This is a genomic window from Neorhizobium populisoli, from assembly GCF_019430945.1.
Classification (GTDB): Bacteria; Pseudomonadota; Alphaproteobacteria; order Rhizobiales; family Rhizobiaceae; genus Neorhizobium; species Neorhizobium populisoli.
Genome location: NZ_JAHYCB010000005.1, coordinates 249,569 through 273,479, shown reverse-complemented (window position 1 = coordinate 273,479; position 23,911 = coordinate 249,569). Strand labels below are relative to the sequence as shown.

Here is a 23,911-nt window from a genome sequence, read left to right as displayed (position 1 = left end):
CGGGAAAACGGGACCGGGTAGATGAAGCTTTGTGAGCCGCTTACTTGAACACGCCCGGCAGCCAGAGCGACAAAGCGGGGATATAGGTTACCAGCAGCAATACCGCGAGGCTGGCGCCAAAGAAAGGCCAGATTGTCTTCATTGCTTCGCGGATCGTGATGCCGCCCACCGCGCAACTGACGAAGAGCACGGTTCCAACTGGTGGAGTGTTCAATCCGATGCCAGCATTGAGGATCATGATGACGCCGAAATGGACCGGATCGATGCCGAAAGCCTTGACGACCGGCAGCAGGATCGGCGTCGAGATGATGACCATCGGCGCCATGTCCATGAAGGTGCCGAGCACCAGCAGGATGATGTTGATCATCAGCAGCACGATGATCGGATTGTCCGAGATCGCGCCGATCGCGGCGATGATCAGCGTCTGGACCTGCAGGAAGGCCATCAGCCAGCCGAAGGAGGCTGCGGTACCGATGACGAGCAGAACCATGGCGGTGGTGCGCACGGCACCCATGACGGCCTCGACGAAACCTTCCCAGTTCAGCTCTCGATAGACGAACAAGGCGACGAGGAGGGCGTAGAGGACCGCGATGCAGGAGCTTTCGGTTGCGGTGAAGACACCCGAACGAACGCCGCCGAAGATGATGGCGATCAGCAGGATGCCCGGCACAGACGCCAGAAGGTAATAGCCGACGCGGGCGAAACCCGGGAACGGATCGGCCGGATAACCGCGCTTCACGGCAACCCACCAAGCGGTGAACATCAGCGCCGCGGCGAGAAGCAGGCCTGGGATGATGCCGGCGGTGAACAGGTCGGCAACCGAGACATTGCCGCCGGCTGCGATCGAATAGAGGATCATGTTGTGCGACGGCGGGATCATCAGCGCGATGATCGCGGCATTGGCCGTCACGTTGACTGCGTAATCCCTGTCGTAACCACGTGCCGCCATCTGCGGGATCATCAGGCCGCCGACAGCGGATGCGTCCGCCACGGCCGAGCCGGAAATGCCGCCGAAGAGGGTCGAAGCCACGACGTTGACCTGGCCGAGACCGCCGCGCATGTGGCCGACGAGGCCGGCCGCAAACCGGATCAGGCGAACGGCAATGCCGCCGCGCACCATCAGGTCACCGGCGAAGATGAAGAAAGGGATCGCCATCATGGCGAAGACGTTCATGCCGGAGTTCAGTTGCTGGAAGATGACCACCGGCGGCAGGCCCATATAGAGGACCGTCGCAAACGAGGCAATGCCGAGGCAGAATGCGATCGGCATGCCGATCAGCATCAGGAAGGTGAAGGAACCGAAAAGGATCGCGTAGGCCATTATGCTGCTTCCTGAACCACGACGTCTGCGGCGATTTCCTCACCGATCGCGACATCAACAAAGCGTTCCAGTCCGAAGATGGCGATCATCACGCCGCCAACGATCATGGGGATGAAATCGACGCCGCCCGGCCAGCCGAGGACCGGAATGGTGGCCGACCAGGTGCCGGCGGCCAGCAGGGTCGAATAATAGGCCATGCCGATGCCGAACAGCACGATGAGGCCGAGGCTGAGCAGGTCCATGGCCTTCTGGATGGCGGGCGGCATGACGTAGCGGACGATGTCGAGGCCAAGGTGGACGCTCTCGCGCACGCCGACGGCCGCGCCAAGCATGATGAACCACAGCATGAGGTAGAGCGACAAGGGCTCCGACCAGCTCGGTGAGTCGTTCAGCACATAACGGCCGAACACCTGCCAGCCGACGACGGCCGTCATGACGATGATGCCGATACCGGCAAGATAAAGCGACAGGCGGCTGATCCCGCCCAGGATTGGCTTGATAGCCAACATGAAATTTCTCATGGATCTGTTCCCCAGTATCCGGCAGGCGTTCTCTGGCGCCGGAATGAAAAACCGGCCCTCGAATGGAGGGCCGGCGCATTGTTTTTCTGGTTACTTGGTGGCCTGGATCTTCTCGAGCAGGGCCTTCTGCTTCGCGTCGGTGACGAACTTGTCGTAGACCGGCTTCATGGCAGCCGAGAACTCGTCCTTGTTGACGGTGATGACGTTTGCGCCACCGGCACGGACCTTGGCTTCAGAAGACTTTTCGCGGGCGGTCCAGAGTTCGCGCATCTTGACGACCGAGTCCTTGGCGGCCTGACGGACGATCTTCTGATCTTCTGGGGTCAGCTTGTCCCAGGAGATCTTGGACATGACCAGGATTTCCGGGTTCAGCGAGTGTTCGGTCAGGGTGTAGTTCTTGGCAACTTCGTAGTGACGGGCCGATTCATAGGACGGCCAGTTGTTTTCAGCACCGTCAACGACGCCGGTTTCGAGCGAGGAATAAACTTCGCCCATCGGCATCGGGGTCGGGTTGGCGCCGAAGGCCTGCATCATGGCAATCCACAGGTCGGACTGCTGGACGCGGATCTTCATGCCCTTCAGGTCGGCAAGCTTGGTGATCGGCTTCTTGGTCGTGTAGAACGAACGGGCGCCGGAGTCATAATAAGCGAGACCGATCAGGCCATGCTTTTCGAAAGCGGCGAGGATTTCGTCGCCGATTGGGCCGTCGACGACCTTGTGCATGTGCTCGGTCGAGCGGAACAGGAAGGGCAGGCCGAGAACGGTGGTCTCCGGCACGAGGTTGTTGAACGGCGCAGCGTTGACGCGGTTCAGGTCGATGACGCCGAAACGGGTCTGCTCGATCGTGTCCTTTTCCTGGCCGAGAACCGAGTTGTTCATGACCTGGATCTTGAGCTTGCCGTTGGTGCGCTGGGAGAGCAGCTCGCCCATGTACTTGACGGCATCGACGGTCGGGTAGCCATCCGGATGGATGTCGGCCGAGCGCAGCGTGACCTGGGCATTGGCAGCGGTCGCGCCGAGCGCGATGCCAAATGCGAGGCCGAGGATTTTCGTAAGTTTCATGTTGTCCTCCTCAGGTGAAACCGCCGGAGCCTCCGTGCTCCGGTCGTGTTATTTTCAGTCCCCTCCGACGTGCCGCTTACAATGCGGACAGGCCGTAAAGCTCTTCCGGGTTCTTCACGAGCGCCAGTTCACGCGCAGCGTCGTTGGGCAGCCAGCCGAGCACGGTATCCGTCAGCGCCACGTCGTCCGGATAATCCTTCTGTTCGCGGGCGAGGTTGTGCGGCCAGTTGGTGCCCCAGACGATGCGTTCCGGTGCGTATTTTGCGATTTCGCGGGCGACGGCTGCGACGTCGGCATAGTCGGGGCCGGGTTGCTTTGCCGATTCATAGACGCCGGCGAACTTGAACCAGCATTTGCCGCCGTCGATCAGCCGCTTGACTGCATCGATCTGCGGGCTGTCCGGCGTGACGCCGGCAAAGAACTTGCCGTGATGGTCGAAGACCCAACGGGACTTCAGGTTCTTCAGGCGCTCTTCGTGATCGAGGATGTTGCTGCCGTCGAACTGAACGGCGACCATCCAGTTGCGCGAGGCAGCCTTGGCGTCGACCGCTTCCAGTTCGGTGAGGTTCACGGCGCCGCCGGGCAGGTCCATGATGCGGGCGCCGACGTTGCCGGCGGCGACAAGCGCATCGAGTTCGGCTTCCGAGGTCGTGGTGTCGATGATGCAGACGCCGCGGGCGATCGAGCCGAATTCGGCAAGGCAGGCGTTGAGATTGGAATTGTCACGCTGCTGGGCATTGCCCTGGGTGACGATGACGCGCTCGATGCCGATCCAGCGCATGAATTCGAGATATTGCGCAGGTGTCGGCAGGTCTCCGACTGGCAGGCCCGGACCGCCGGGCAGCGAGGGATAACCCGGCAGATAGGCATGCATCTGCGTATCGACCGCGCCCTTCGGCAGCTTGGTCTTGGGAGGGTTGCCGGAAAGGGTGCGGACGAGCATCAGTTATCTCCCATGCGGAATTCTTTGAGTGCGTCGCGGTTGATTTCGATACCGAGGCCGGGGCCGTTCGGGATGGCAACCACGCCACGCTCATGTTCGATCGGGGTTTTGATCACCGCCTGACGGAACGGGTTATGTGTGCGGTCGAATTCGAGGATCGGATCGATCGGGTTCAAACGGACCGGGCTCGGGATCATCGCCGCCATGAACTGCAGGGCGGCAGCGATATGGACGGCCGTGCCCCAGCAATGGGGAACGACCCGGATACCATGCAGCGCCGCGAGATCGGCAATGCGCTTGGCTTCGGTAAACCCGCCGGTGCCGGCAAGGTCCGGCTGGACGATGTCGATGCAGCGGGTCTCGATCGGTTCGCGCATGCCCCAGCGGGTGTGCCAGGTTTCGCCACCGGCAACCGGGATCGGCTGTTTGGCACGGACTTCGCGATAGGCTGCAAGTTGTTCCGGCACGACCGGCTCTTCGAACCAGTCGATACCGTATTCGGCGGCGGCATTGCCGAGCCGGATCGCTTCCACAGCATCGTAGCCGTGGTTGGCGTCGATCATCAGCCGCATGTCGGAACCGGCGGCATCGCGCACGGCACGAATGACGCGCAAATCTTCCTCGACGCCGAAGCCGATCTTGATCTTGGTGGCGTGGAAACCTTCGGCGCGATAGCGGGCGACATCGGTCGCATTGTCCTCGACGCGGTCGACGCCGTCGCGCTTGAAGCTGCCGGTGGCATAGGCCCTGACGCTTTCGCGGAAACGGCCGCCGAGCAGGGTCGAGACGGGCACGCCAAAATGCTTGCCCTTGATATCCCAGAGCGCGATGTCGATGCCGGAAAGGGCGGTGATCGTCAGGCCGCGCTGGCCCTGGTCGCGGAGCGCGTTGTAAAGCGTCGCCCAGATCTTTTCGGTTTCCAGCGGGTCCTGGCCGATCAGCCAGCCCGTATAGGCGGCAACGATCGCCGCGTTGGGGCGGGCAGGGCCGAGGCATTCGCCCCAGCCGATCGTGCCGTCGTCGCACTCGATCTCGACGAGCACATGCGCGCGGCGATCGAAGCGCATGGAGGCGCTTTCGAAGGCGACGTCGAGCTTGTGCTCGAGGAGATGGGTGCGGACCGAAACAATCTTCATTGTCGCTTACCGCTTGTGAGAGCCGATGAGCTTCAGAAGCATCTGCTCTTCTTCGGCTGTCAGGTCGTCGAGCGGCGGGCGAACCTTGCCAGCATCGAAGCCCTGAAGACGCACGCCGGCCTTGATCGCGGCAACGGCATAACCTTTGCGGCGGCTGCGCAGCGCCATGAACGGATAGAAGAAGTCCTTGAGGATTTCTTCGCACCGTGTGCGGTTGCCGGCGCGCAAAGCCTTGTAGAACTCGACCGCGAGGCCCGGCACGAAGTTGAAGACGGCCGAAGAATAGGTGGTGAAGCCGGCGCCGAGATAGGCTTCGGCGAAGAGCTCCGCGGTCGGCATGCCGCCGAGATACATCAGGCGGTCGCCCATGACGGCGGTGACCTGGCGCACGAGGCCGATATCGCCGGTGCCATCCTTGAAGCCGATCAGGTTCGGGCATTCATCGCAAAGGCGCTTCAGCGTATCGACCTGCAGGACCGAGTTGTCACGGTTATAAACCATGACGCCGATGCCGACCGACTGGCAGATCTGCTTGACGTGCTTGTAGAGGCCTTCCTGCGGCGCATCGATCAGGTAATGCGGCAGGAGCAGGATGCCGTCAGCGCCGGACTTCTCGACGGCCTTGGCCATCTCGACGCCGACATGCGTGCCGAAGCCGCAGCCGGAGACGATCGCGGTCTTGCCGGAGGCTTCCTTGGCGGCCTTGACGATGCCTGGAATTTCATTCGGGGAAAGCGAGAAGAACTCGCCGGTGCCTCCGGCTGCAAACAGGACAGGAGCTTCGAAGCCGGACAGCCATTCGACATGGCGCTGATAGCTTTCCTGCTGGAAATGACCTTCCTGGTCGAAATGGGTGACAGGAAAAGACAGCAGGCCGGTGCCGAGCACCGCCTTGATTTCTTCAGGCGACATCATGCGAATTCCTCTGTAAACAACTCCTCCGAGAGTGGAATTGTCGTACAGGTCGCGCCGACTTGTGTCAACAAGTCATCTTACAGATTGGCGCATCTCGCGGAGCAGGGTGCGATAGCGCAGCTGCGAACCGCGCAGATGCCGGCGCATCGCCTCGCGCGCGCCTTCCTCGTCGCCTTCGGAAATCGCCACCACGATGGCATTATGCTCCTCGTCGAGCAGGCTGATGTAAGCCGACTGATCGTTCTCCGAATCGTCCGAGCGCAAGGCTGCACGGGGAATGAGGCTGCGGCCGATCATCGTCAGAAATTCGCGGAAGCGAGGATTGTTGGTCGCTTCCGCGATGGCGAGGTGCAGGGCGAAGTCGGCCTCGCTGGTCGGCAGCGAGGCCTCCAGACAGGCGCGGATCGCATAATGACGGTCGAGAATCACTTCTTCCTGTGCAGGCGAACGGCGTAATGCGGCAAGGCCTGCGGCCTCCACTTCGACGGCTGTTCGGAGTTCCAGAAGCTCGACCATGGATGAAACACGGGCCAGATCGATGTTAGAGAGCGACAACATGGTGCCCTGGCTGGCTGCCGGAGGCTCCAGAACGAAGACGCCTGCGCCCTGGCGGGCTTCGACAAGCCGGTCGGCGCGCAATGCGGCGATCGCTTCACGAACGACGGTGCGGCTGACGCCGTGCGTTTCGGTCAATTGCGCCTCGCTCGGCAGACGCGAGCCTGGGGGAAACTGTCCTGCAATGATCGCTTGGCGAAGCGCATCGCCTAATTGCGAAACAAGCGTCCTCGATCCCCTGCCGGTATCGAGTTTCGTTTCAACGCTCATTTCTCATTCCTCCGTCGCAGACCTGCGCAATTTTCAGGATATGGCCCATCACATCTGCGGCAAACTCATATGTCAAGTTTACCTTACGCGCCTGTAAGGTCTCCGTGTTATTGACCGGTCATGGTCAAGATGTATGATAAGTGATGACGCTTGTCACGGACAAGTTCGCGTTATCTAGGAACGACGCAGCACGAAGCGCTGCATCTGGAGGATGAATTCTTGAAAAGACTTTTGATCACTGGCGCAGCCGGTGGCCTCGGCCGCGCCATGCGCACCCGCCTCGCGGGCTTCGCAGACATTCTTCGCCTTTCCGATATCTCCGATCTTGGCGAGGCCGGCCCGAACGAAGAACTTGTCCAGTGCGATCTGGGTGACGCGGATGCCGTCATGAAGCTGGTCGAAGGTTGCGACGGCATCCTGCATCTCGGCGGCATTTCGGTCGAAGCCGAGTTTTCAAAAATCCTCAACGCCAATCTGCTGGGCCTCTACAATCTTTATGAGGCGGCGCGTGCTCATGGCCAGCCGCGCATCCTGTTCGCCAGCTCCAACCATGTCGTCGGTTTCTATCGCCAGGACGAGCATATCGACATCAAGGCGCCGATGAAGCCGGATGGGCTTTACGGCGTTTCAAAGTGCTTCGGCGAAGCGCTGGCCCGCATGTATTTCGAAAAGTTTGGTCAGGAAACGGCGCTCGTGCGCATCGGAAGCTGCTTCGAGAAGCCGCTGAACCACCGCATGCTCTCCGGCTGGATGTCCTATGACGATTTCGTCTCGTTGATCGATTGCGTCTTCCGCACGCCAATGCTCGGTTGCCCGATCATCTGGGGCATTTCCGACAATGACAGCAAGTGGTGGGACAATTCGCATGCGTCCTTCCTCGGCTGGAAGCCGAAGGACAATGCCGAGATTTATCGCGCCGAACTCGAAGCCACGCAGGAGCGTCCGGCGCCGACATCCGCAGCGGCGATCTATCAGGGCGGCAAGTTCACCGAAGATCCGATCTTCCCCGAAAAGTAAGTTTCCGCGTCGCACGTGGAAGACACACATTCGAGAAAATGTCGTCACCCGGTTGCCGGGTGATGATGAAACTTGATAGATTGAATCCTCTTTGTGCCGCTGTCGTTACAGGCCGGCAGGAACCGGAATTCGATCGATGCGTGAACTCGTTGCCGAAACCATGATCTGCCACGCGGAAATTGCCGCAGCGACCATGAAGATGTGCGACGAGCATGCGGATTTCCGGCTTCCCAGCGAGCGGGAAGGGGAATGGCGGTTTCGCGTCCATTTCGGCTCGATGATTCTGGAGCGGCGCGATGAAGGACTGAAGGTCCGGGTGTCCGCCGAGGACGAGACGACGCTGTCCTATATGAAGATGGGTGTTGCGGGCCATATGGAGCGCTATCTCGGCTCGACCGAGTGTATCCGCTGGCACGGTGACGGATGTGGCTCGGAGAAACCCGTCTTCTTCCGCGAAGTCGGCGTCGTATCGGCAGAGCAGTTGACGCCACACATGCGACGGCTGCGGTTTTCGGCACGGGATATCGGTCGCTTCGCTTATGGCGGCATTCACCTGCGCCTGCTGTTTCCACCGCAGGGGCGAAAGCCCGTCTGGCCGAAGATGGGGCCTGACGGTCTCATCAAATGGCCGCAGGGTGACGACGCGTTGATCGTCCGCATCTACACGATCCGCGATATCAACGTGGAAGAGGGATGGTTCGACGTCGATTTTGTCATGCATCCCGGCCTTGATACGCCGGCCGCGAAATTCGCGCAGTCGGCAAAGCCCGGCGATGTGATCGGCATGTACGGTCCGGGTGGCGAATATCTGCCGGATGGGCAACATCTTCTGATGCTGGGGGACGACACCGCCATCCCTGCGATTTCCCGGATCCTCGGCCACCTTCCGGAAGATCGCACGGCAGACGTCTGGATCGAGGTCGATGGACCGGAAGACGTCATACCGCTGAAGTTCGACAATGCCGCGATCCGCTGGCTATTCCGCAAGGGGCGCCCGGCCGGCACAGCAGGGCTTCTGTCGGAAACGCTGCGCAAGCTCGATCGCGCGTCACTGCCTGATGACCCATTCGTTTGGGCAGCTTGCGAGTTCAACGATTTCAAGGAAATCCGCCGCATCGTTCGCAAGGAATGGGCGGTGCCGAGGGACCGGCAACTGGTGATCGCCTATTGGCGCCGTGGCGCGCAGGGGGACGAGGCGCGAAGCGAAGCTGCGTGACGAAGGATCTTTCCGCGGCTTCAAATGGCTGCGATCTTCGATCCGGTCACAGGCGACAGTTCTGACGCAGCGGCCGGTATAGGCGTGGGTTTCAGGCCTGAATTTCAAGACCTTGTTTGCGTCCTGCTAGCCTCCCACATCAACTCCTTCTCCGCCTCTTCTTCCGAAGCGGCGATTTCCGGAGTTCTCACAATGGGATTTATCGATATCAATCCTCCGGTCCCTGAGGATGGGGTCCTTATCGACGCCTATTCGCAAACCGTTGCCGGCGCTGTTGATCGCGTCGGTCCCGCCGTCAGCCGCATCGAGCGGCTCGGCGATCAAGGTCATGGTTCGGGCTTTGCCATTTCGCCCGACGGCCTGATCATTACCAATCATCACGTCGTTGCCGACGCAAAGACGGTGCGCATCCGCAATGCCAATGGTACCGTGGCGCAGGGCGCCGTACTTGGCCGCGACGCTGATACGGATATCGCGCTGGTGCGCGCCGATATGGACGTGCAGGCCTGGGCGCGGCTCGGCGATTCCCAGAAGCTCAGGCGCGGGCATATCGCCATCGCCATCGGCAATCCGCTCGGCTTCGACTGGTCGGTTACCGCGGGTGTCGTGTCGGCGCTCGGGCACTCCATGCGCGCGTCCAACGGGCGGCTGATCGACGATGTCGTGCAGACGGATGCGGCGCTCAATCCTGGCAATTCCGGCGGGCCACTGGTGTCGGCATCGGGCGAGGTGGTCGGCGTCAACACCGCGGTCATTCGCGGCGCACAGGGCATTGCTTTTGCGGTGGCCTCCAATACGGCGAATTTCGTCGTGTCGGAAATCCTGCGTTTCGGCCATGTGCGGCGTGCCCTGATCGGCATCGTCGTCGATACGACGGCGCTGCCGCGGCGCGTTGCCCTGAAGGCCGGCATGATCCAGGAAACGACGGTGCGTATCCGCCGGATCGATCCCGGCAGTCCGGCCGACAAGGCAGGGCTGAAAGAGGGCGACTTCATTCTGGCGATCGACGGGCATCCTGTGGCCGGCGCCGACGATCTGATCCGGCTTCTGGATGGTACCCGGATCGGCAAGGAAACGCCGATTTCCGTCTACGATCTCGACCAGCAGATCGCCGAACGGGTGCTCGTGCCTGCTGCACGTCCGAAGAGCTGATCATGCTGTTTTCGCCCGACCGGCTCTCGCTTGGCATTGTGATGCCGATGCAATCGCGCGAACAGCGCGATGTCGATCTCGCCGCGCAGCTCGCCTTGGCGAGGCAGGCCGACGAACTCGGCTTTGCCGCCCTTTGGCTGCGCGACGTGCCGCTGAACAGTCCGGATTATCCCGATCCCGTCGGCCATTCTGACCCGTGGGTTCTGGCCGGCGCGCTGGCGGCGGTGACGAAGCGCATCGAGATCGTCACCGGCGCGATCGTGCTGCCGCTGCGGCATCCGCTGCATGTGGCCAAGGGCGCGTTGTCGATGAACGACCTGTCCGGCGGACGTTTCACGCTGGGGCTCGGCTCCGGCGACCGGCCACCGGAATATGCCGTATTCGGCCGCGATTTTGAGGCGCGCAAGGAGCTGTTCCGTCATAACTGGCAAAGGGTTGCGGCGGCACTGCAAGCAGACCGCTCCGTGCTTGGGGAGACCGGGGAGCGACAACCGGATTTCGAGCTGTTGCCGAGAGTGGAAAAGCGCGAAGTGCCGATGATCGCCGTCGGTTCCTCCGGTCAGTCGCTGGAATGGATCGCCCGCAACGCAAAGGGCTGGGTAACTTATCATCGCGAGTTTTCGGTCCAGAAGGACCGGATTGCACTCTGGAAAAATGCGATCGCCAAATCGACCGACGAATTTCGCAGCTTCTCCCAGGCGATGGTGCTCGAATTGCTCGACGATCCTCTGGCGCCGGCAATTCCGGCCGGTCTCGGATATAAAGCCGGCCGACTGGCTCTCGTCAGCCTTCTGGAGGAATTGCGGGAGGCCGGCGTCCAGCATGTGGCGTTTAATCTCGTCCGCGGATCGCGGCCGACCGGCGATGTGCTGGCGGAACTCGCTTCCGACGTGCTGCCTCTCCTCCAAGGATAGGCATTTGCCGAGAGTGTCAGGCGGAGCTCGAGCTCTGGGCTTCGTCTTCCGGATGGCGTGCGAAGGGAGCGGGCCAGGCGTCCCGCTTGCTGGAGCCGCCTTTTTCCCTGTCTTCGGCACGATGCTTGATGGCCAACGTGCAGATCGTGTCGAGGATATTGCGGTCTTTCAGATGCGGATCCTGCAGCGCCAGAATGGCTGCCTGCACGATCTTCTTGCCGGAGGCATTGTCGCAGCGTTGGGTGACGTAGTCGTGGAGCGCCTTGTCGGTCAGTCCATCCATCGCACCATCCACAAGCGTTTCATAGAGCTTGCGTTTTTCACCCATCATGTTCCCCGTCGGCCCTTGTGGCTCTGTCATGCAAATGTCGCATAACTGTCATCATCCATTTTGTCGACAACATGGCAAGTGGCATTATTTCTGATTGCATTCTTGTAGTCTTTGACGAGCCACGTGTTTGAAACTATTCACGACTGCCATTCGGTGGATTGCAACCACAAGCTCTTCTCCGTAGTTTCCCCGGCAGCAAAAGCGGGAGGAATGTGTGGCGACGGGTATTAGAGCTTTCTGGCGGACTGCCTTCCTTGTGTTGCTTCCCCTTTCTGCCCATGCGCAGGTCGCCGATTGGCAACCTGTCGAGCAGGTTTCGACCTATGGCATTACAGGGGATTCCGCTGTTAGCCTCTATGCCTCGATCGGCGAGCGAGGCCCCAAGGTCGGCGCGCAGGTTCGCGCCATCGCGCATACGGATTTCAAGCTGACCTGGACACGGCAATACACACCGCAACCGGATGGTTCCTGCCGGATCACGGTAGCCCGCCCCAAGCTGATCATCACCTACATGTTGCCGAAACCGGCAGTGACACTTGCGGCCGATCTCAAGACCAAATGGGACGTCTTCATTGCCGGAGTGCGTAAGCACGAGGCGGTGCATGGCGTGATGATCACCGATATGGTGAGGGAGATCGAGCGGGTGAGCCTCGCCATCAGCACGCCGAACGATCCGAAATGTGCGAGACTTAGGACCGATCTTCAGACGAAGCTCGGCGAGATTTCAAAGGCGCAACGTCAGCGCAGCGCCGATTTCGACAAGATGGAGCTGAGCAATGGCGGCAATGTCCATCAGCTCATTCTCCAACTGGTCAACGGCAAATAGCTCAAGACTTTCAACGGCTGAGTAGCTGCGATCAACGCTTGCGCATCACATTGACGACCAGCACGCCGAAGATTGCCATCACACCGCCGATTGCGCCGATCAAGGTCGGGATTTCACCGAGCCAGAGGAAGCCCATCAGTGTTGCGGTCGGCGGAACGCCGTAGAGAAAGTTAGCGGCACGGGCGGCGGAAAGGCGCTTCAGGGCAATTGCCCAGGTGACGTAGCCGATCGCTGTCGGGAATATCACCAGATAAGCGACGCTCCAGTTGACGGAAGCGGGAGCGACAGCAAGGGCCTGCAGGGTCGAGGGAATGGCCGGCACGAGCGGCAGGGCGCCGATCAGCAGCAACCAGGCAGTGACGGCGAGTGCGGGCATACGGCTGAGGATCGGCTTCTGTAACACGCTGGCGATGGCCGAGCAGAGTGCGGCGCCGATGATCAGGATCGCATTCGGATCGAGATCGAAACCATCGGCGCCGGAGAGCGCGATCAGGGTGACGCCGGCAAACGAAATCGCCGTGCCGATCCAACCCCAGCGACCGAACCTTTCGCCGAGCATGAACATGGCAATCAGCGCCGTCATGACCGGCATGGTGTTGATGATGAAGCTTGCCGGCCCGGCGGCAACCGTTCGTTCGCCCATATTGAGAAGCACGGCATAAGCGGCGATGAAGAGGACGGCGGCAACGATCAGCCGCAGAACGTCGCTGCGGGCGGGCAGAGCCGGGCGGGCGATGGCGAGATAGGCACCGGCGATAACGGCGGCTGCGACATAACGAGCGGTGGCAAGCTCGACCGGTGTCAATGCCGTCAGACCGATACGGATGAAGGCGAAGGCCGAGGCCCAGAAAACGATCGTGACTAGGATCGCCGCGAAGGCGACCTTATCGAAACCCTGCCGTTCATTCATTGTCTTTCGTCCGATTGCGACCGTGCTCATGACCCGTCTCCTGATCTTTGGTGATGCATGGATTACGCCTGCGAGCCGTGCTTGAAAAGCACCTCAATCGATGATCATATGTGCGTATGGTTCACAGCTCGCAGATGCTTCCACCGCTCGATACGCTCGAGACCTTTGCCCGGGCCGCGCGTCTCGGATCATTTTCGGCTGCTGCGGAGGAGGGCGGCGTGACGCATGGCGCCGTCTCGCGGCAGATTTCCCGGCTTGAACGGTGGATGGGCGTGCGGCTTTTCTCTCGCGAAGCGCGTGGCGTGACACTGACACCGGAGGGCACGCGGTTCTTCGCGCGTGCCGAGGAGGCTCTGGCTCTGCTCGGCAATGCCGACGAACGCTGGCTGCCCCGCCGCAACAAGACGGTGGTGCGCCTCTCGGTGACGCCTTCGGTCGCGTCGCTGTGGATTTTTCCCCGCCTGCCGAAGTTCGAGGCGAGCGATGTTCATCTCGAATTGGTGCTCGAACACCGGTTGGCGGATTTCAGCGAAGGGATCGATTTTGCGATCCGCTGTGGGCGCGGTCCTTGGGCAGGGGTGCGCAGCCTGCCGCTCTGGCAGGAGAACCTTGTTCCGATCGCTTCGCCTGCTCTTGCCAGGAAACTGCTTGGGCCGGATGCGCGGTCGATCATGGAATTGCCGATCCTGCACGATTCCAATCTCGAGGCATGGCGGCGGTGGCTGGCGGTCGAAGGTATCGATTATGTGCCGCGCGGCCAGGATCGGCGCTTCGAGGATTATAATCTGGTGATCGATGCCTGCGCTGCTGGTGTCGGGATCGCGCTGGCCCGTCCGCCGCTCGCCGATGCGGCATTGGCGGACGGCAGGGTGGTTCGGGTGTCGGAACGGGCGATAGAGCATCACGTGGCCTTCCACCTGATCCGCCCGAACGATGCATTGAAGGGATCCGCAGCTGAATTCGCCCGCCGATTCCTGAACGATGCCGGCAAGGACGACGCGGAGATTGCTGCCTTCGTGGCACCTGGGCGGAGCAAGTAGATACGGGTTCCCATTGCCGCGAGACGCCTTGCTCCTAGTTCATCTCGTTCAGAGGAACGAGGAGTGAGCATGGAGACCAAAGCCAAGATCGCCCGTATTTGGCGCGGCAAAGTACCAACGTCACGGGCTGACGAGTACCAGGCCTATCTGAGAGAGGCAGGCATTCCGCCTCTGGTCAAAACCGCACTCGCCGTGCAGCTTTTCCGGGAAGAGCAGGGCGCCGAGACAGAATTCATCACGACGTCCTATTGGCCGGATTTCGAGGCCATGGCGGCCTTTACCGGTGGAGACCCGGACAAGGTGCATCACCTCGACCGGGACCCGGAGTTTTTGATTGCCCTGCCGGAGCACGTGGCGATCATGACGATTTTGATCGATCGTTAGAAGATCAGCGCACCCGCCTCAACGCACCCACTGGCCGCCGTCGATCTCGATATCCTGGCCGGTGATGAAATTCGGTTCGGAGGTCGCGAGGAAGGTGACGACGCTCGCAACATCCTGCGGCGTGCCGACGCGCTTCAGCGTGATGCCGGCGGCAAGCTGTGCCTCGCGGGCATCGATCATCCCGTTCGAGCGTTCCGTTTTGATCACGCCGGGGCAGATCGCGTTGACGACGATTTCCGGCCCGAGTTCCTTGGCGAGCGCCTTGGTCATGCCGATGATGCCGGCCTTGGCCGCGGTATAGGAGAACTTGCTGACCGCGCTCGTCACGCCGCCCGTGTGGGCGTTCATCGACGACATGTTGATGATCCGCCCGCCGCCGTTCTTCTTCATCACGGGCACAGTCGCCTGGATGTAGTTGAAAGCGCCCTTGAGGTTGATGTCGATCGTCGTGTCGAATTCCTCTTCGGAAATCTCCTCGATGCCTTTCGAATTGGATTTGCCGGCGTTGTTGAACAGGACGTCGATGCAGCCCCATTTCGCATCGACTTCGGCGACGATTTCCGCTGCACGCTTGTGTTCGCGCACGTCGGCGATGAAGGTCAGCGCTTCGCCGCCGAGATCGCGGATTTCCTGCGCCGTGCGGGCAAGGTCTTCCTCGATCATGTCGACGAGGACGATATTGAAGCCGTTGCGGACAAGATCGAGCGCGCAACCACGCCCGATCCCCCGTCCGCCGCCGGTAACCAATGCAACCTTGCGCGCGTCACTCACCACCGTTCTCCTTTGCGAAGCGGGCGATATCCGCATGGGTGCCGAACCAGACGCCTTCATGGCCCTGAATATGCTGGATCAGCTCTTCGAGTACGAAGATACGCGAGCGGTAACCCGTCACATGCGGATGCATGGTGAGCAGGAACAGGCCGCCTTCCTTGTAGGCGCGGTCGAATTCGCGCTTGAAGATGTCGAGTACGGCCGGCGGCGGCGTGTAGGGACGATGGGCGGTGAAGCGGTTCATGTTGAAATAGACCGCGTCGTCGCGGATCCATTCGACCGGCATCTCGACGATGCCGGTCGGCTCGCCGTCTTCGACCAGTTCATACGGATCGTCGTCGGCCATCAGCGAGGAATCGTAGAGAAGGCCGAGTTCGCGTTCGATCTTCAGTGTCTCGTAGGAGAAATCCCAGGATGGGGTGCGCATGCCGACCGGGCGGATGCCGGTGATTTTTTCCAGCGTGTCGGCGGCGCGGAAATGCAGTTCGCGCTCCTTGTCCGCAGGCACTTTGGTGTTCACTTCATGGATCCAGCCGTGCAGGCCGATCTCGTGGCCCTCGGCGATCACTTGCCGCTGTTCGTCGGGATAAAGCAGGGCGGCGACGGCCGGCACGAAAAAGGTGGCCGGCACATTGGCATTGCGCAGGGTTTCGAGAATGCGCGGCACACCCATGCGGTTGCCGTACTGTCCCTGCGACATGCGGCCGATGGATTCGCCGCCGTCGCGCAACTCGTTGGTCTCGTGGTCGCTGTCGAAGGAAAGCGCGACCGCACAGCGCGCGCCATCCTTCCAGGCCTTCGGTTTCAGCGAACGTCCGGCGCGCACCTTGTTGACCTTGCCGCGCCAGGTCGCTTCATCCCATTCCCACGGTTCCATGCTGGTTCTCCCTTTTGTTATTCTGCTGACATTATTCGGCGGCTTGGGGCAGGACCGGCACCGCTGCCAAGAGCCGCTTGGTATAGTCATGCTGCGGATTGTCGTAGATCGGACCGGCTTCGCCCTCCTCGACGATCTTGCCGCGATACATGATCGCGACGCGGTCGCAGAGGTGGCGTACGACCGAGAGGTCATGGCTGATGAAGACCAGCGACAGGTCCAGCTCGGAGCGCAGGCGGATCAGCAGGTTGATGATCTGCGCCTGGATCGAGACGTCAAGCGAAGCGACCGGCTCGTCGCAGACGACGACATCCGGCTGCATGGCGAGTGCGCGGGCAATCGCGATACGCTGCCGCTGGCCGCCCGAGAACTGATGCGGGAAACGGTTGGCGAAAGTCGGATCGAGGCCGACCGCGGCCAGCCATTCCTGCACATATTGCGGCGCCTCGGCGCGCGTCACCAACCGGTGCGCAAGCGGACCTTCGGCCAGAATATCACCGATCCGCATACGGCCGTTCAGCGAGGCGAACGGGTCCTGGAAGATCGTCTGGATGCGCGTGGTGATCTTGCGGGCGCTCCGGCCGCCGCTCATGACCGGTTTGCCGTTCAGAAGCACGCCACCCGCTGTCGGCACCATGATGCCGGCGGCCATGCGGCCGAGCGTCGATTTGCCGGAGCCGGATTCGCCGACGAGGCCGAGCACTTCGCCGCGCTTCAAGGTGATCGAAACGCCATCCACCGCCTGCACCACCGGCGCCGGCTGGGCGATGCCGGATTTGATGGCGATATTGCGGAAGAAGCCTGCCGGTTTCTGGAAGCGCTTCACGGCATTCTCAATGACGAGATAGGGACTGCCGAGCGGCGGCAGGTTTGCCGTCGCGGATTTACGCGGCGGCGGTGCGGCATCGGCAATGCCAGCCCCGCGCAGCAGAAGCTGACCGGGCTTGGCGCGCGACGGCAGGGCATCAAGCAGCGCCCTAGTATAGTCGTGCTGCGGTTTGGTCAGCACGCCGAGCGCCGGGCCGATCTCAACAATATGACCATGGCGCATCACCGCGACGCGATCCGCGAGCGACGATACGACTGCAAGGTCGTGGCTGATCCAGATCAGCGCGGTGCCGAGTTCGGCCACCAGTTCCTTCATTTCGGCCAGGATTTCGGCCTGAACCGAGACGTCGAGCGCCGTGGTCGGTTCGTCGCAGATGATCAGTTTCGGGCGGTGCAGCAGGGCGATGGCGATCGCCACGCGCTGGCGCATGCCGCCGGAAAACTGGTGCGGGAAAAAATCGACCTTCTGTTCCGGTTCGGTGATGCGCACTTGGGCCAGCGCCTTGATCGCCCGTTCGCGAGCATCGGCGGCGCTGATCTTTTCATGCGCTTCCAGCGCCAGCTTGATCTGCGTGCCGATGCTGAGCACCGGGTTCAGCGTCATCATCGGATCCTGGAAGACCATGGAAATGGTCTTGCCGCGGATGGCGCGCAATTCATGCGAGGGCAGGCCGATCAGTTCACGGCCTTCGAGCTTGATCGAGCCTTCGACAACGCGGCCGGGTTCGTCGATCAGGCCGATGATCGAGAAGCCGGTAATCGATTTGCCGGAGCCGGATTCACCGACCAGGCCAAGCACTTCGCCCGGTGTGATCGAAAAGGAGACGCCATCGACGGCCTTCACTTCGCCGCGGGCAGTCGGGAACCAGGTCTTGAGGTTGGTGACTTCGAGAAGGGCGCTCATCGGCGGAGCCTCGGGTTGAGCTGGTCACGCACCTGGTCGCCGACGAGGTTCAGCGAGACGATGAAGATGATCAGCGCGATGCCGGGATAGATGGAAATCCAGTAGCGACCGGACAGCAGATACTGGAAACCGTTGGCGATCAGCATGCCGAGCGACGGTTCGGTCGGCGGCAGGCCGACGCCGAGGAAGGAGAGGGTGGCTTCGAGCGAGATCGCGCTCGCCACCTGTACGGTCGCGACGACGATGAGAGGCGGCAGCGAGTTCGGCAGGATGTGTTTCAGCACGACGCGGAGCGGCGAAAGCGGGATGGAGAGTGCCGCCTCCACATAATCCTTTTGCCGTTCCGCCGAGGCCGCTCCATGGGCGGTGCGGGCGAAATAGGCATATTGGGCGAAGATCAGCGCCATGATCAGCTGGTAACGCCCCTGACCGAGCATCGCGGCGATGACGAAAGCCAGCAGGATCGCCGGGAACGAAAGCTGCAGGTCGACGATGCGCATGGCGAGGGCTTCGAAGCGCCCGCCGATATAGGCGGCCGAGCAGCCGACAATGGCGCCAATGGTGAAGGCGATGCCGCCGGCGATGACGCCCATCTGCAGCGAGATGCGCAGGCCATAGATGATGGCGGACAGGAGGTCGCGGCCCTGCGAATCCGTGCCGAGCCAATGGGTGTAACCGCCGGTGCCGATATAGCCCGGCGGACGGCGGGCATCACGCAGCACGAGGCTGGTGAGATCGTAAGGGTCCTGCGGCGTCACCAGCGGGGCGATGAGCGCGGTCAGAACGATGAGCAGGACGACGGCCGCGGCGGCAGTCGCGACCTTGTTGCGGAAGAATTCTTCCAGAAAACGGCCGAGTAGGGTGTCGCGCATATTAAGCCCGTCCTTTTCTCAAGCGCGGATCGAGCAGCGCATAGGTGAGGTCAACCACGAGGTTGATGACGATGAACAGGAAGGCGACCAGCATCAGGTAGGCGACCATGACCGGACGGTCGAGCGAGGTGATGCTGTCAATGATGAGCTTGCCGAGGCCGGGCCAGGAGAAGATCGTCTCGGTGACGACCGCAAACGCGAGCGTCGAGGCAAGTTCAAGGCCGAAGACGGTGACGAGCGGAATAGAGATCAGCCGCAGCACATGGCGGCTGAGCACCGTAAATTCGGACAGGCCTGCGGCGCGGGCGAATTTCACCGTGTCGCTCAGCATCAGTTCGCGGGTGCCAGCGCGTGCAAGCCGTATCATCAACGAGAACTTGAAGAGCGACAGGTTCAAGGCCGGCAGGACGAGATGCGCCCAGCCATCTGCAGTGAGGAAGCTGAATTCAACACCGAACAGGCTCACCGTCTCGCCGCGACCGCCGGCCGGCGTGATGCCGAACTGCACGGCAAACACCATGATCAACATCAGGCCGAACCAGAAGGTAGGGACCGAGAAACCGAGGATCGAAATCGCCATGATGGCGCGCGAGATGATGCTATGCGGCCGGTAACCCGCATACATACCGATCGGAATGCCGACGAGGCTGGCGAAGATCACCGCGATCAGCGTCAGCTCGAGCGTCGCCGGAAGGCGCGACAGGATCAGTTCGCTGACCGGCATGTTATAGACCAGCGAGCGGCCGAAATCGCCGTGCAACAGGCGTCCGAGAAACGCGAAATACTGGTGCCAGAGCGGCTGGTCGAGGCCGTATTGGGCGATGACGGCGGCGCGGATGTCCTGCGTCGCGTCGGGCGAGATCAACACGTCGATGGGATTGCCCACCGCATAGACGCCACAGAAGACGAGCGCGGACATCGCGAATACGACGATGACCGCCTGCCAGAGGCGTTGCAAAATAAAAGCGAACATAAGTTCCCCGTTCTCTCCCGTTACCCATCTTGCGTGGGCTTGGCGGGCCGAATTTGTGCCTGCGCGTTTGGCGCGGGCAATTAGTGCCAGTTGCCTTCGAGAAGCTCGCGGGTCTCAGTGACCGCGACGTCCCAGATCGCCAGCATGTCCTCGTCCGGACGCTGGTAGAGGCCGTGATAATTGCCGTCGCCAAGCATTTCCCGCTTTGCGGCAGCTCCGACACGCGCGAGGCGGGCGAAATCGACCTTGGGCTTCGAGGTCGTCGGCTGGCGCTGGTCGGTGGTACGCGTCCAGGGAAAGTTTTCCATCCAGGATGCGTGCGAGGCGGCCGGGTCGATCTCGTGAACCTTGGCGAGCGTCTTCGGAGCGCGCCACCAGTCGTGGAATTTCACCGAGGCGTCCGGATGAGCGTTCATCCATTCGGACAGGAAAGCGGTGATCGGCGTGTTGCCGCCATGGCCATTGACGATGAGGATGCGACGGAAACCGGAGCGATGGATGCTGTCCATCAGGTCGCGGATGATGCCGATATAGGTCGAAAGCGTCAGCGTCAACGTGCCCGGGAAGGTCGCGAAGGATGAGGCGAGGCCATAGGGCACGACCGGGAAGACCGGGATGCCAAGTGGCTCAGCGGCATCGAGCGCAACCTTCTCGGCCAGAATCATGTCGGTCGCGAGGCTGAGATAAGCGTGCTGTTCGACGCTGCCGATCGGCAGAATGCAGCGGTCGTCTTCGGCCACCCGTTCCTCGACCTGGATCCAGTTCATGTCCGCGATCTTCATAAAATCCCCCACTCACGCATCTTGCGCAAAAATCGACCAAAATCCTGCGCTTGCGCACAAAAAATGTGCCTTGACGCGCATTGCGTTCGTCAAGTGCAACGTTCCATACGGAACTAAAAAAGGAGATTGACAGCCAATTAATCTATCGTCAAGTTCCATACGGAACAAAATCCGTGACGGGTTTTCTGGGGGCAGATGACTTTGCGACTGGAACTTTCAACCTTCGACGCACTCCTTCGCCAAGGCGGCAAGACGTCCCCGGAGGCCGGTTCCGTCGATGCGCTGGTTTCGGTCAAGCTTTGGGAAAATCCCTGCTGGCTTTCCTTCCGCATCAATTTCCTGGCGCTGCAATTCAACGTGCCGATCTATCGCTGGATCGAAAAGGAATTCGGCCTGCAGCGGCCCGAATTCGTGGTGCTGTATTCGCTCGGCCTGTCTGACGGGCTGACGGCAAGTGCGATCAGTGCCTCATCGGGCTTTCCCAAGAATACGATCAGCCGGGTGATCCAGAAGCTGATCGACAAGAACATCATCCGTCGCGAAATCGACCCGGCGGACCTGAGAAGCTTCGTCCTTTATATCACGGACGAAGGAAAGCGCATCGTCGATTCAGCCATGCAGCCGATGGTGGAGCGTGAGAAAGCCATGCTGTCGGGGCTCACCCCCGCAGAAACGCTGATGCTCTCCGAACTGCTGGCGAAAGTCGTCGTGAATTCACCTGTCTCGCCGCCAATGATAAACACAGAGGAGAACGAAGAATGACCATCCATAAGGCATTCCGTACATTTGCATTCGCTGCCGCTCTCGCCACCAGCGTGTCCGGCATGGCGCTCGCCGCAGACCTGACGATCGGCGTGCGCGCCGGTCCGCTTTCCGTCGATCCGCATTTCACCGCAGCCGGCACGCATGCCGAAGCGGTCAAGCATATCTATGACTCGCTGGTGAAGTCCGGCAACAAACTCGAACTGGAGCCGGGTCTCGCTACCAGCTGGACGGCGATCACGCCGGATACCTGGGAATTCAAGCTTCGTCCGGGCGTAAAATTCCATGACGGTTCCGATTTCACGGCGGAAGACGTGAAGTTCTCGATCGAGCGCATTCCGGCCGTCACCGGCCCGAACCCGACGACCATCTATGTCCGTCGTGTGCGCGGCATCGAGATCGTCGATCCGCTGACGATCCGTATCAAGACCGACGGTCCGGCGCCGAACCTGCCGGCCGACTTCATCCGCCTGTTCATCGTCTCGCATATTGCGGCGAAGGATTTCTCCGCCAATGCCGACAAGGCTGCCGAAGGTTTCAACTCCGGCAAGGCTGCAATCGGCACCGGCCCTTACAAGTTCGTCTCCTGGACCCCGAAGGAACAGCTCGTTCTCGCCAAGAATGACGCCTATTGGGGTGAGAAGGAGCCGTGGGACAAGGTCACCCGTAAGGAAATCCCGAACGATGCAGCCCGCGTCGCTCAGCTGAAGGCCGGCCAGATCGATCTGATCGCTCGCATTCCGTCCTCCGACGTTCCGACGCTGGAAAAGGATTCCAAGCTCACCATCACCAAGACGGACAGCGTTTACCTGTTCAACATCGCCTTCGACTTCCGCGATAAGCCGCCGCAGGTCAGCGCCAAGGACGGCTCGCCGCTGCCGAAGAACCCCTTCCTCGACCCCAAGGTGCGTGAAGCTTTCGATCTGGCGATCGATCGCGAAACGCTGACGGAAATCTCGATGGAAGGCATGGGCGCCGTCCAGTCGCAGCTCGTCACGCCGAACATCTTCGGCTGGAACCCGGCCGTGAAGCCGACCAAGGCCGATCCGGCCAAGGCGAAGAAGCTGCTGGCTGAAGCCGGTTATCCGAACGGCTTCAAGGTGACGTTCTCCTTCACCAACGACCGCCTGCCGGGCGACAAGGATGTCGGCACGACGATCGCCCAGATGCTGACCGCGGTCGGCATTCAGGTGGAAGCCAACGCCCAGCCGGGCGCCGTGTTCTTCCCGGCCAACACGCGCGGCGATTATTCGATGACTATGTCCGGCTGGGGCACGCTGACGGGTGAATCGAACTACACGCTGTCTTCGTTGGCGCATTCCAACGATCCGCAGACCAAGCTCGGCGCCTTCAACCTGCGTGGCTATGTCAACAAGACCATGGACAAGCTGATCGAAGACGCGGCCGTCGAAATGGACGCCAAGAAGCGCGAGAAGTTCCTGATGGATGCCAATGCGCTGGTCGCTACCGACCGTCCGCTCCTGGCGATAGCCTCGACCGTGTCCGCCTGGGGCATGAAGAAGGGTATCGTCATCACTCCGCGCTCCGACGAAGACACGCTGGCGATGAACATTCGCCCGGCGAAATAAGCCTCCCAGCAGCAGCCAACTGGCCGGGCAATCGCCCGGCCTTTTTTCTGAAAACATATTGAGAAGATACAGGGAGAGAGACGATGGGAAAGATTGCGCTGGCGATCCATGGCGGCTGCGGCGTCATGGCGAAGCTCGACTTGACCGAAGAGGAATGGGCAGCATCGCGGGTCGATCTCGGCCGCGCGCTGAAAGCCGGCTGGGAAGTCTTGAGCAAGGGCGGTTCGGCGCTCGATGCGGTTCAGGCAGCTGTCGTCGTCATGGAAGATTCGCCGCATTTCAACGCCGGTTATGGTGCGGCGCTCAATACCGACGGCAAGCATGAGCTCGACGCTTCGATCATGGACGGCCGGACACTGGAGGCCGGTGCAGTGACGCTGGTGAGCCGCATCCGCAATCCGATCAAGGCGGCGCGCAAGATCATGGAAAAGGGCGACGCGATCCTGCTCGGCGGTCCTGCGGCGGACGAGTTCGCCCGCAAGGCCGGCCTCGACATGGTCGAACCCGACTATTTCACGACGCCGCGCCGCATCAAGGCGCTGGCCGCCATGAAGGCACATGCGGCAGCCGGCACGGCGGCCAAGGCAAGCGAATCCGAAAAGCATGGCACGGTCGGCGCCGTCGCGCTGGACGGCGAAGGGCACTTGGCGGCCGCGACCTCCACCGGTGGCTACAACAACAAACCGGATGGTCGTATCGGCGATACGCCGATCATCGGAGCCGGCACCTATGCACGCGACGGCGCCTGTGCGGTTTCGGGTACGGGCAAAGGCGAATATTTCATGCGCTATGCGGTCGGCCACGAGGTTGGCGCCCGCATTTCATATCTTGGTGAAAGCCTGGAGAAGGCGGCAGCGAAGGTCATTCAGGAAGACCTGAAGAAGCACAATATCGGTGCGGGACTTGTTGCCGTTGGTGCGGATGGTTCGATCACCGCGCCCTATAATACCGATGGCATGTTCCGCGGCTGGGTGACGCCGGAAGGCGAGTTCTTTGTGGGCACCCACGGCGAGATTTTCCAGATCCAGCCGTAAGGGGAT

Annotated in this window: 25 protein-coding genes; 10 read left to right on the top strand and 15 right to left on the bottom strand. The window is 61.3% G+C overall.

Annotated features, from left to right (window positions below; genetic code table 11):
* Positions 1-40: 40 nt before the first annotated feature.
* The 7 genes from KX729_RS15480 to KX729_RS15450 form a co-directional block, all read right to left on the bottom strand.
* Positions 41-1,321: a TRAP transporter large permease gene (locus KX729_RS15480; RefSeq protein ID WP_219743368.1), complete on the bottom strand. Its 1,281-nt coding sequence runs from the start codon at positions 1,319-1,321 to the stop codon at positions 41-43.
* Positions 1,321-1,842 (bottom strand): TRAP transporter small permease, encoded by a 522-nt coding sequence (locus KX729_RS15475; protein WP_219743367.1) that lies wholly within the window; start codon positions 1,840-1,842, stop codon positions 1,321-1,323. The genes KX729_RS15480 and KX729_RS15475 overlap by 1 nt, the downstream gene beginning before the upstream one ends.
* 90 nt (positions 1,843-1,932) lie before the next feature.
* Positions 1,933-2,904: a TRAP transporter substrate-binding protein gene (locus tag KX729_RS15470; protein WP_219743366.1), complete on the bottom strand. Its 972-nt coding sequence runs from the start codon at positions 2,902-2,904 to the stop codon at positions 1,933-1,935.
* Between the two features lie 76 nt (positions 2,905-2,980).
* Positions 2,981-3,847: an amidohydrolase family protein gene (locus KX729_RS15465; protein WP_219743365.1), complete on the bottom strand. Its 867-nt coding sequence runs from the start codon at positions 3,845-3,847 to the stop codon at positions 2,981-2,983.
* The gene (locus KX729_RS15460) at positions 3,847-4,983 is read right to left on the bottom strand and encodes a mandelate racemase/muconate lactonizing enzyme family protein (RefSeq protein WP_219743364.1); all 1,137 of its coding nucleotides are present in this window, start codon (positions 4,981-4,983) and stop codon (positions 3,847-3,849) included. The genes KX729_RS15465 and KX729_RS15460 overlap by 1 nt, the downstream gene beginning before the upstream one ends.
* A 6-nt stretch (positions 4,984-4,989) precedes the next feature.
* Positions 4,990-5,895, bottom strand: coding sequence for a 5-dehydro-4-deoxyglucarate dehydratase (gene kdgD / locus KX729_RS15455; RefSeq protein WP_219743363.1), 906 nt, complete (start codon positions 5,893-5,895; stop codon positions 4,990-4,992).
* 75 nt (positions 5,896-5,970) lie between these two features.
* Positions 5,971-6,723 carry a FadR/GntR family transcriptional regulator gene (locus KX729_RS15450; protein ID WP_219743362.1) on the bottom strand — a complete coding sequence of 251 codons (753 nt, stop codon included), beginning with the start codon at positions 6,721-6,723 and terminating at the stop codon, positions 5,971-5,973.
* 219 nt (positions 6,724-6,942) lie between these two features.
* Here KX729_RS15450 and KX729_RS15445 point away from each other — a divergent pair, with 219 nt between their 5' ends.
* From KX729_RS15445 to KX729_RS15430, 4 genes are all read left to right on the top strand, one after another.
* Positions 6,943-7,740: an NAD-dependent epimerase/dehydratase family protein gene (locus KX729_RS15445; RefSeq protein ID WP_219743361.1), complete on the top strand. Its 798-nt coding sequence runs from the start codon at positions 6,943-6,945 to the stop codon at positions 7,738-7,740.
* Positions 7,741-7,876: 136 nt separating this feature from the next.
* Positions 7,877-8,956, top strand: a complete 1,080-nt coding sequence (locus KX729_RS15440) for a siderophore-interacting protein (protein WP_219743360.1) — start codon at positions 7,877-7,879, stop codon at positions 8,954-8,956.
* Positions 8,957-9,148: 192 nt separating this feature from the next.
* Positions 9,149-10,108: a S1C family serine protease gene (locus KX729_RS15435; protein WP_219743359.1), complete on the top strand. Its 960-nt coding sequence runs from the start codon at positions 9,149-9,151 to the stop codon at positions 10,106-10,108.
* A gap of 2 nt (positions 10,109-10,110) precedes the next feature.
* Positions 10,111-11,022 (top strand): TIGR03571 family LLM class oxidoreductase, encoded by a 912-nt coding sequence (locus tag KX729_RS15430; protein ID WP_219743358.1) that lies wholly within the window; start codon positions 10,111-10,113, stop codon positions 11,020-11,022.
* Positions 11,023-11,038: 16 nt separating this feature from the next.
* On the opposite strand, the gene KX729_RS15425 is transcribed toward KX729_RS15430, so the two are convergent.
* The gene (locus tag KX729_RS15425) at positions 11,039-11,350 is read right to left on the bottom strand and encodes a hypothetical protein (RefSeq protein ID WP_219743357.1); all 312 of its coding nucleotides are present in this window, start codon (positions 11,348-11,350) and stop codon (positions 11,039-11,041) included.
* A gap of 217 nt (positions 11,351-11,567) precedes the next feature.
* Between KX729_RS15425 and KX729_RS15420 the strand changes: the two genes are divergently transcribed.
* Positions 11,568-12,179, top strand: a complete 612-nt coding sequence (locus KX729_RS15420) for a DUF922 domain-containing Zn-dependent protease (protein ID WP_312991079.1) — start codon at positions 11,568-11,570, stop codon at positions 12,177-12,179.
* Between the two features lie 31 nt (positions 12,180-12,210).
* On the opposite strand, the gene KX729_RS15415 is transcribed toward KX729_RS15420, so the two are convergent.
* The gene (locus KX729_RS15415; RefSeq protein WP_219743356.1) at positions 12,211-13,119 is read right to left on the bottom strand and encodes a DMT family transporter; all 909 of its coding nucleotides are present in this window, start codon (positions 13,117-13,119) and stop codon (positions 12,211-12,213) included.
* Between the two features lie 86 nt (positions 13,120-13,205).
* Between KX729_RS15415 and KX729_RS15410 the strand changes: the two genes are divergently transcribed.
* Both KX729_RS15410 and KX729_RS15405 read left to right on the top strand, forming a co-directional pair.
* Positions 13,206-14,129 (top strand): LysR substrate-binding domain-containing protein, encoded by a 924-nt coding sequence (locus tag KX729_RS15410; protein ID WP_219743728.1) that lies wholly within the window; start codon positions 13,206-13,208, stop codon positions 14,127-14,129.
* A 69-nt stretch (positions 14,130-14,198) separates the two neighbouring features.
* Entirely contained in the window at positions 14,199-14,513 is a 315-nt protein-coding gene (locus KX729_RS15405; protein ID WP_219743355.1) for a hypothetical protein, read from the top strand.
* An 18-nt stretch (positions 14,514-14,531) separates the two neighbouring features.
* Here the strand turns inward: KX729_RS15405 and KX729_RS15400 are convergent, their stop codons facing one another.
* The 6 genes from KX729_RS15400 to KX729_RS15375 form a co-directional block, all read right to left on the bottom strand.
* On the bottom strand, positions 14,532-15,284 hold the full coding sequence (locus tag KX729_RS15400; protein WP_312991078.1) for an SDR family NAD(P)-dependent oxidoreductase: 753 nt from the start codon (positions 15,282-15,284) through the stop codon (positions 14,532-14,534).
* Positions 15,277-16,161: a polysaccharide deacetylase family protein gene (locus KX729_RS15395; RefSeq protein ID WP_219743353.1), complete on the bottom strand. Its 885-nt coding sequence runs from the start codon at positions 16,159-16,161 to the stop codon at positions 15,277-15,279. Before KX729_RS15395 ends, KX729_RS15400 begins: the two co-directional genes overlap by 8 nt.
* A 31-nt stretch (positions 16,162-16,192) precedes the next feature.
* Positions 16,193-17,893: a dipeptide ABC transporter ATP-binding protein gene (locus KX729_RS15390; RefSeq protein WP_219743352.1), complete on the bottom strand. Its 1,701-nt coding sequence runs from the start codon at positions 17,891-17,893 to the stop codon at positions 16,193-16,195.
* Positions 17,890-18,765 carry an ABC transporter permease gene (locus KX729_RS15385; protein WP_219743351.1) on the bottom strand — a complete coding sequence of 292 codons (876 nt, stop codon included), beginning with the start codon at positions 18,763-18,765 and terminating at the stop codon, positions 17,890-17,892. Before KX729_RS15385 ends, KX729_RS15390 begins: the two co-directional genes overlap by 4 nt.
* A gap of 1 nt (position 18,766) precedes the next feature.
* On the bottom strand, positions 18,767-19,738 hold the full coding sequence (locus KX729_RS15380; RefSeq protein WP_219743350.1) for an ABC transporter permease: 972 nt from the start codon (positions 19,736-19,738) through the stop codon (positions 18,767-18,769).
* Between the two features lie 80 nt (positions 19,739-19,818).
* Positions 19,819-20,520: a creatininase family protein gene (locus KX729_RS15375; protein ID WP_219743349.1), complete on the bottom strand. Its 702-nt coding sequence runs from the start codon at positions 20,518-20,520 to the stop codon at positions 19,819-19,821.
* A gap of 195 nt (positions 20,521-20,715) precedes the next feature.
* Between KX729_RS15375 and KX729_RS15370 the strand changes: the two genes are divergently transcribed.
* From KX729_RS15370 to KX729_RS15360, 3 genes are all read left to right on the top strand, one after another.
* Positions 20,716-21,282 (top strand): MarR family winged helix-turn-helix transcriptional regulator, encoded by a 567-nt coding sequence (locus tag KX729_RS15370; protein ID WP_246617623.1) that lies wholly within the window; start codon positions 20,716-20,718, stop codon positions 21,280-21,282.
* The gene (locus tag KX729_RS15365; RefSeq protein ID WP_219743348.1) at positions 21,279-22,871 is read left to right on the top strand and encodes an ABC transporter substrate-binding protein; all 1,593 of its coding nucleotides are present in this window, start codon (positions 21,279-21,281) and stop codon (positions 22,869-22,871) included. Before KX729_RS15370 ends, KX729_RS15365 begins: the two co-directional genes overlap by 4 nt.
* Positions 22,872-22,954: 83 nt before the next feature.
* Positions 22,955-23,905: an isoaspartyl peptidase/L-asparaginase family protein gene (locus tag KX729_RS15360; protein WP_219743347.1), complete on the top strand. Its 951-nt coding sequence runs from the start codon at positions 22,955-22,957 to the stop codon at positions 23,903-23,905.
* Positions 23,906-23,911: the final 6 nt, after the last annotated feature.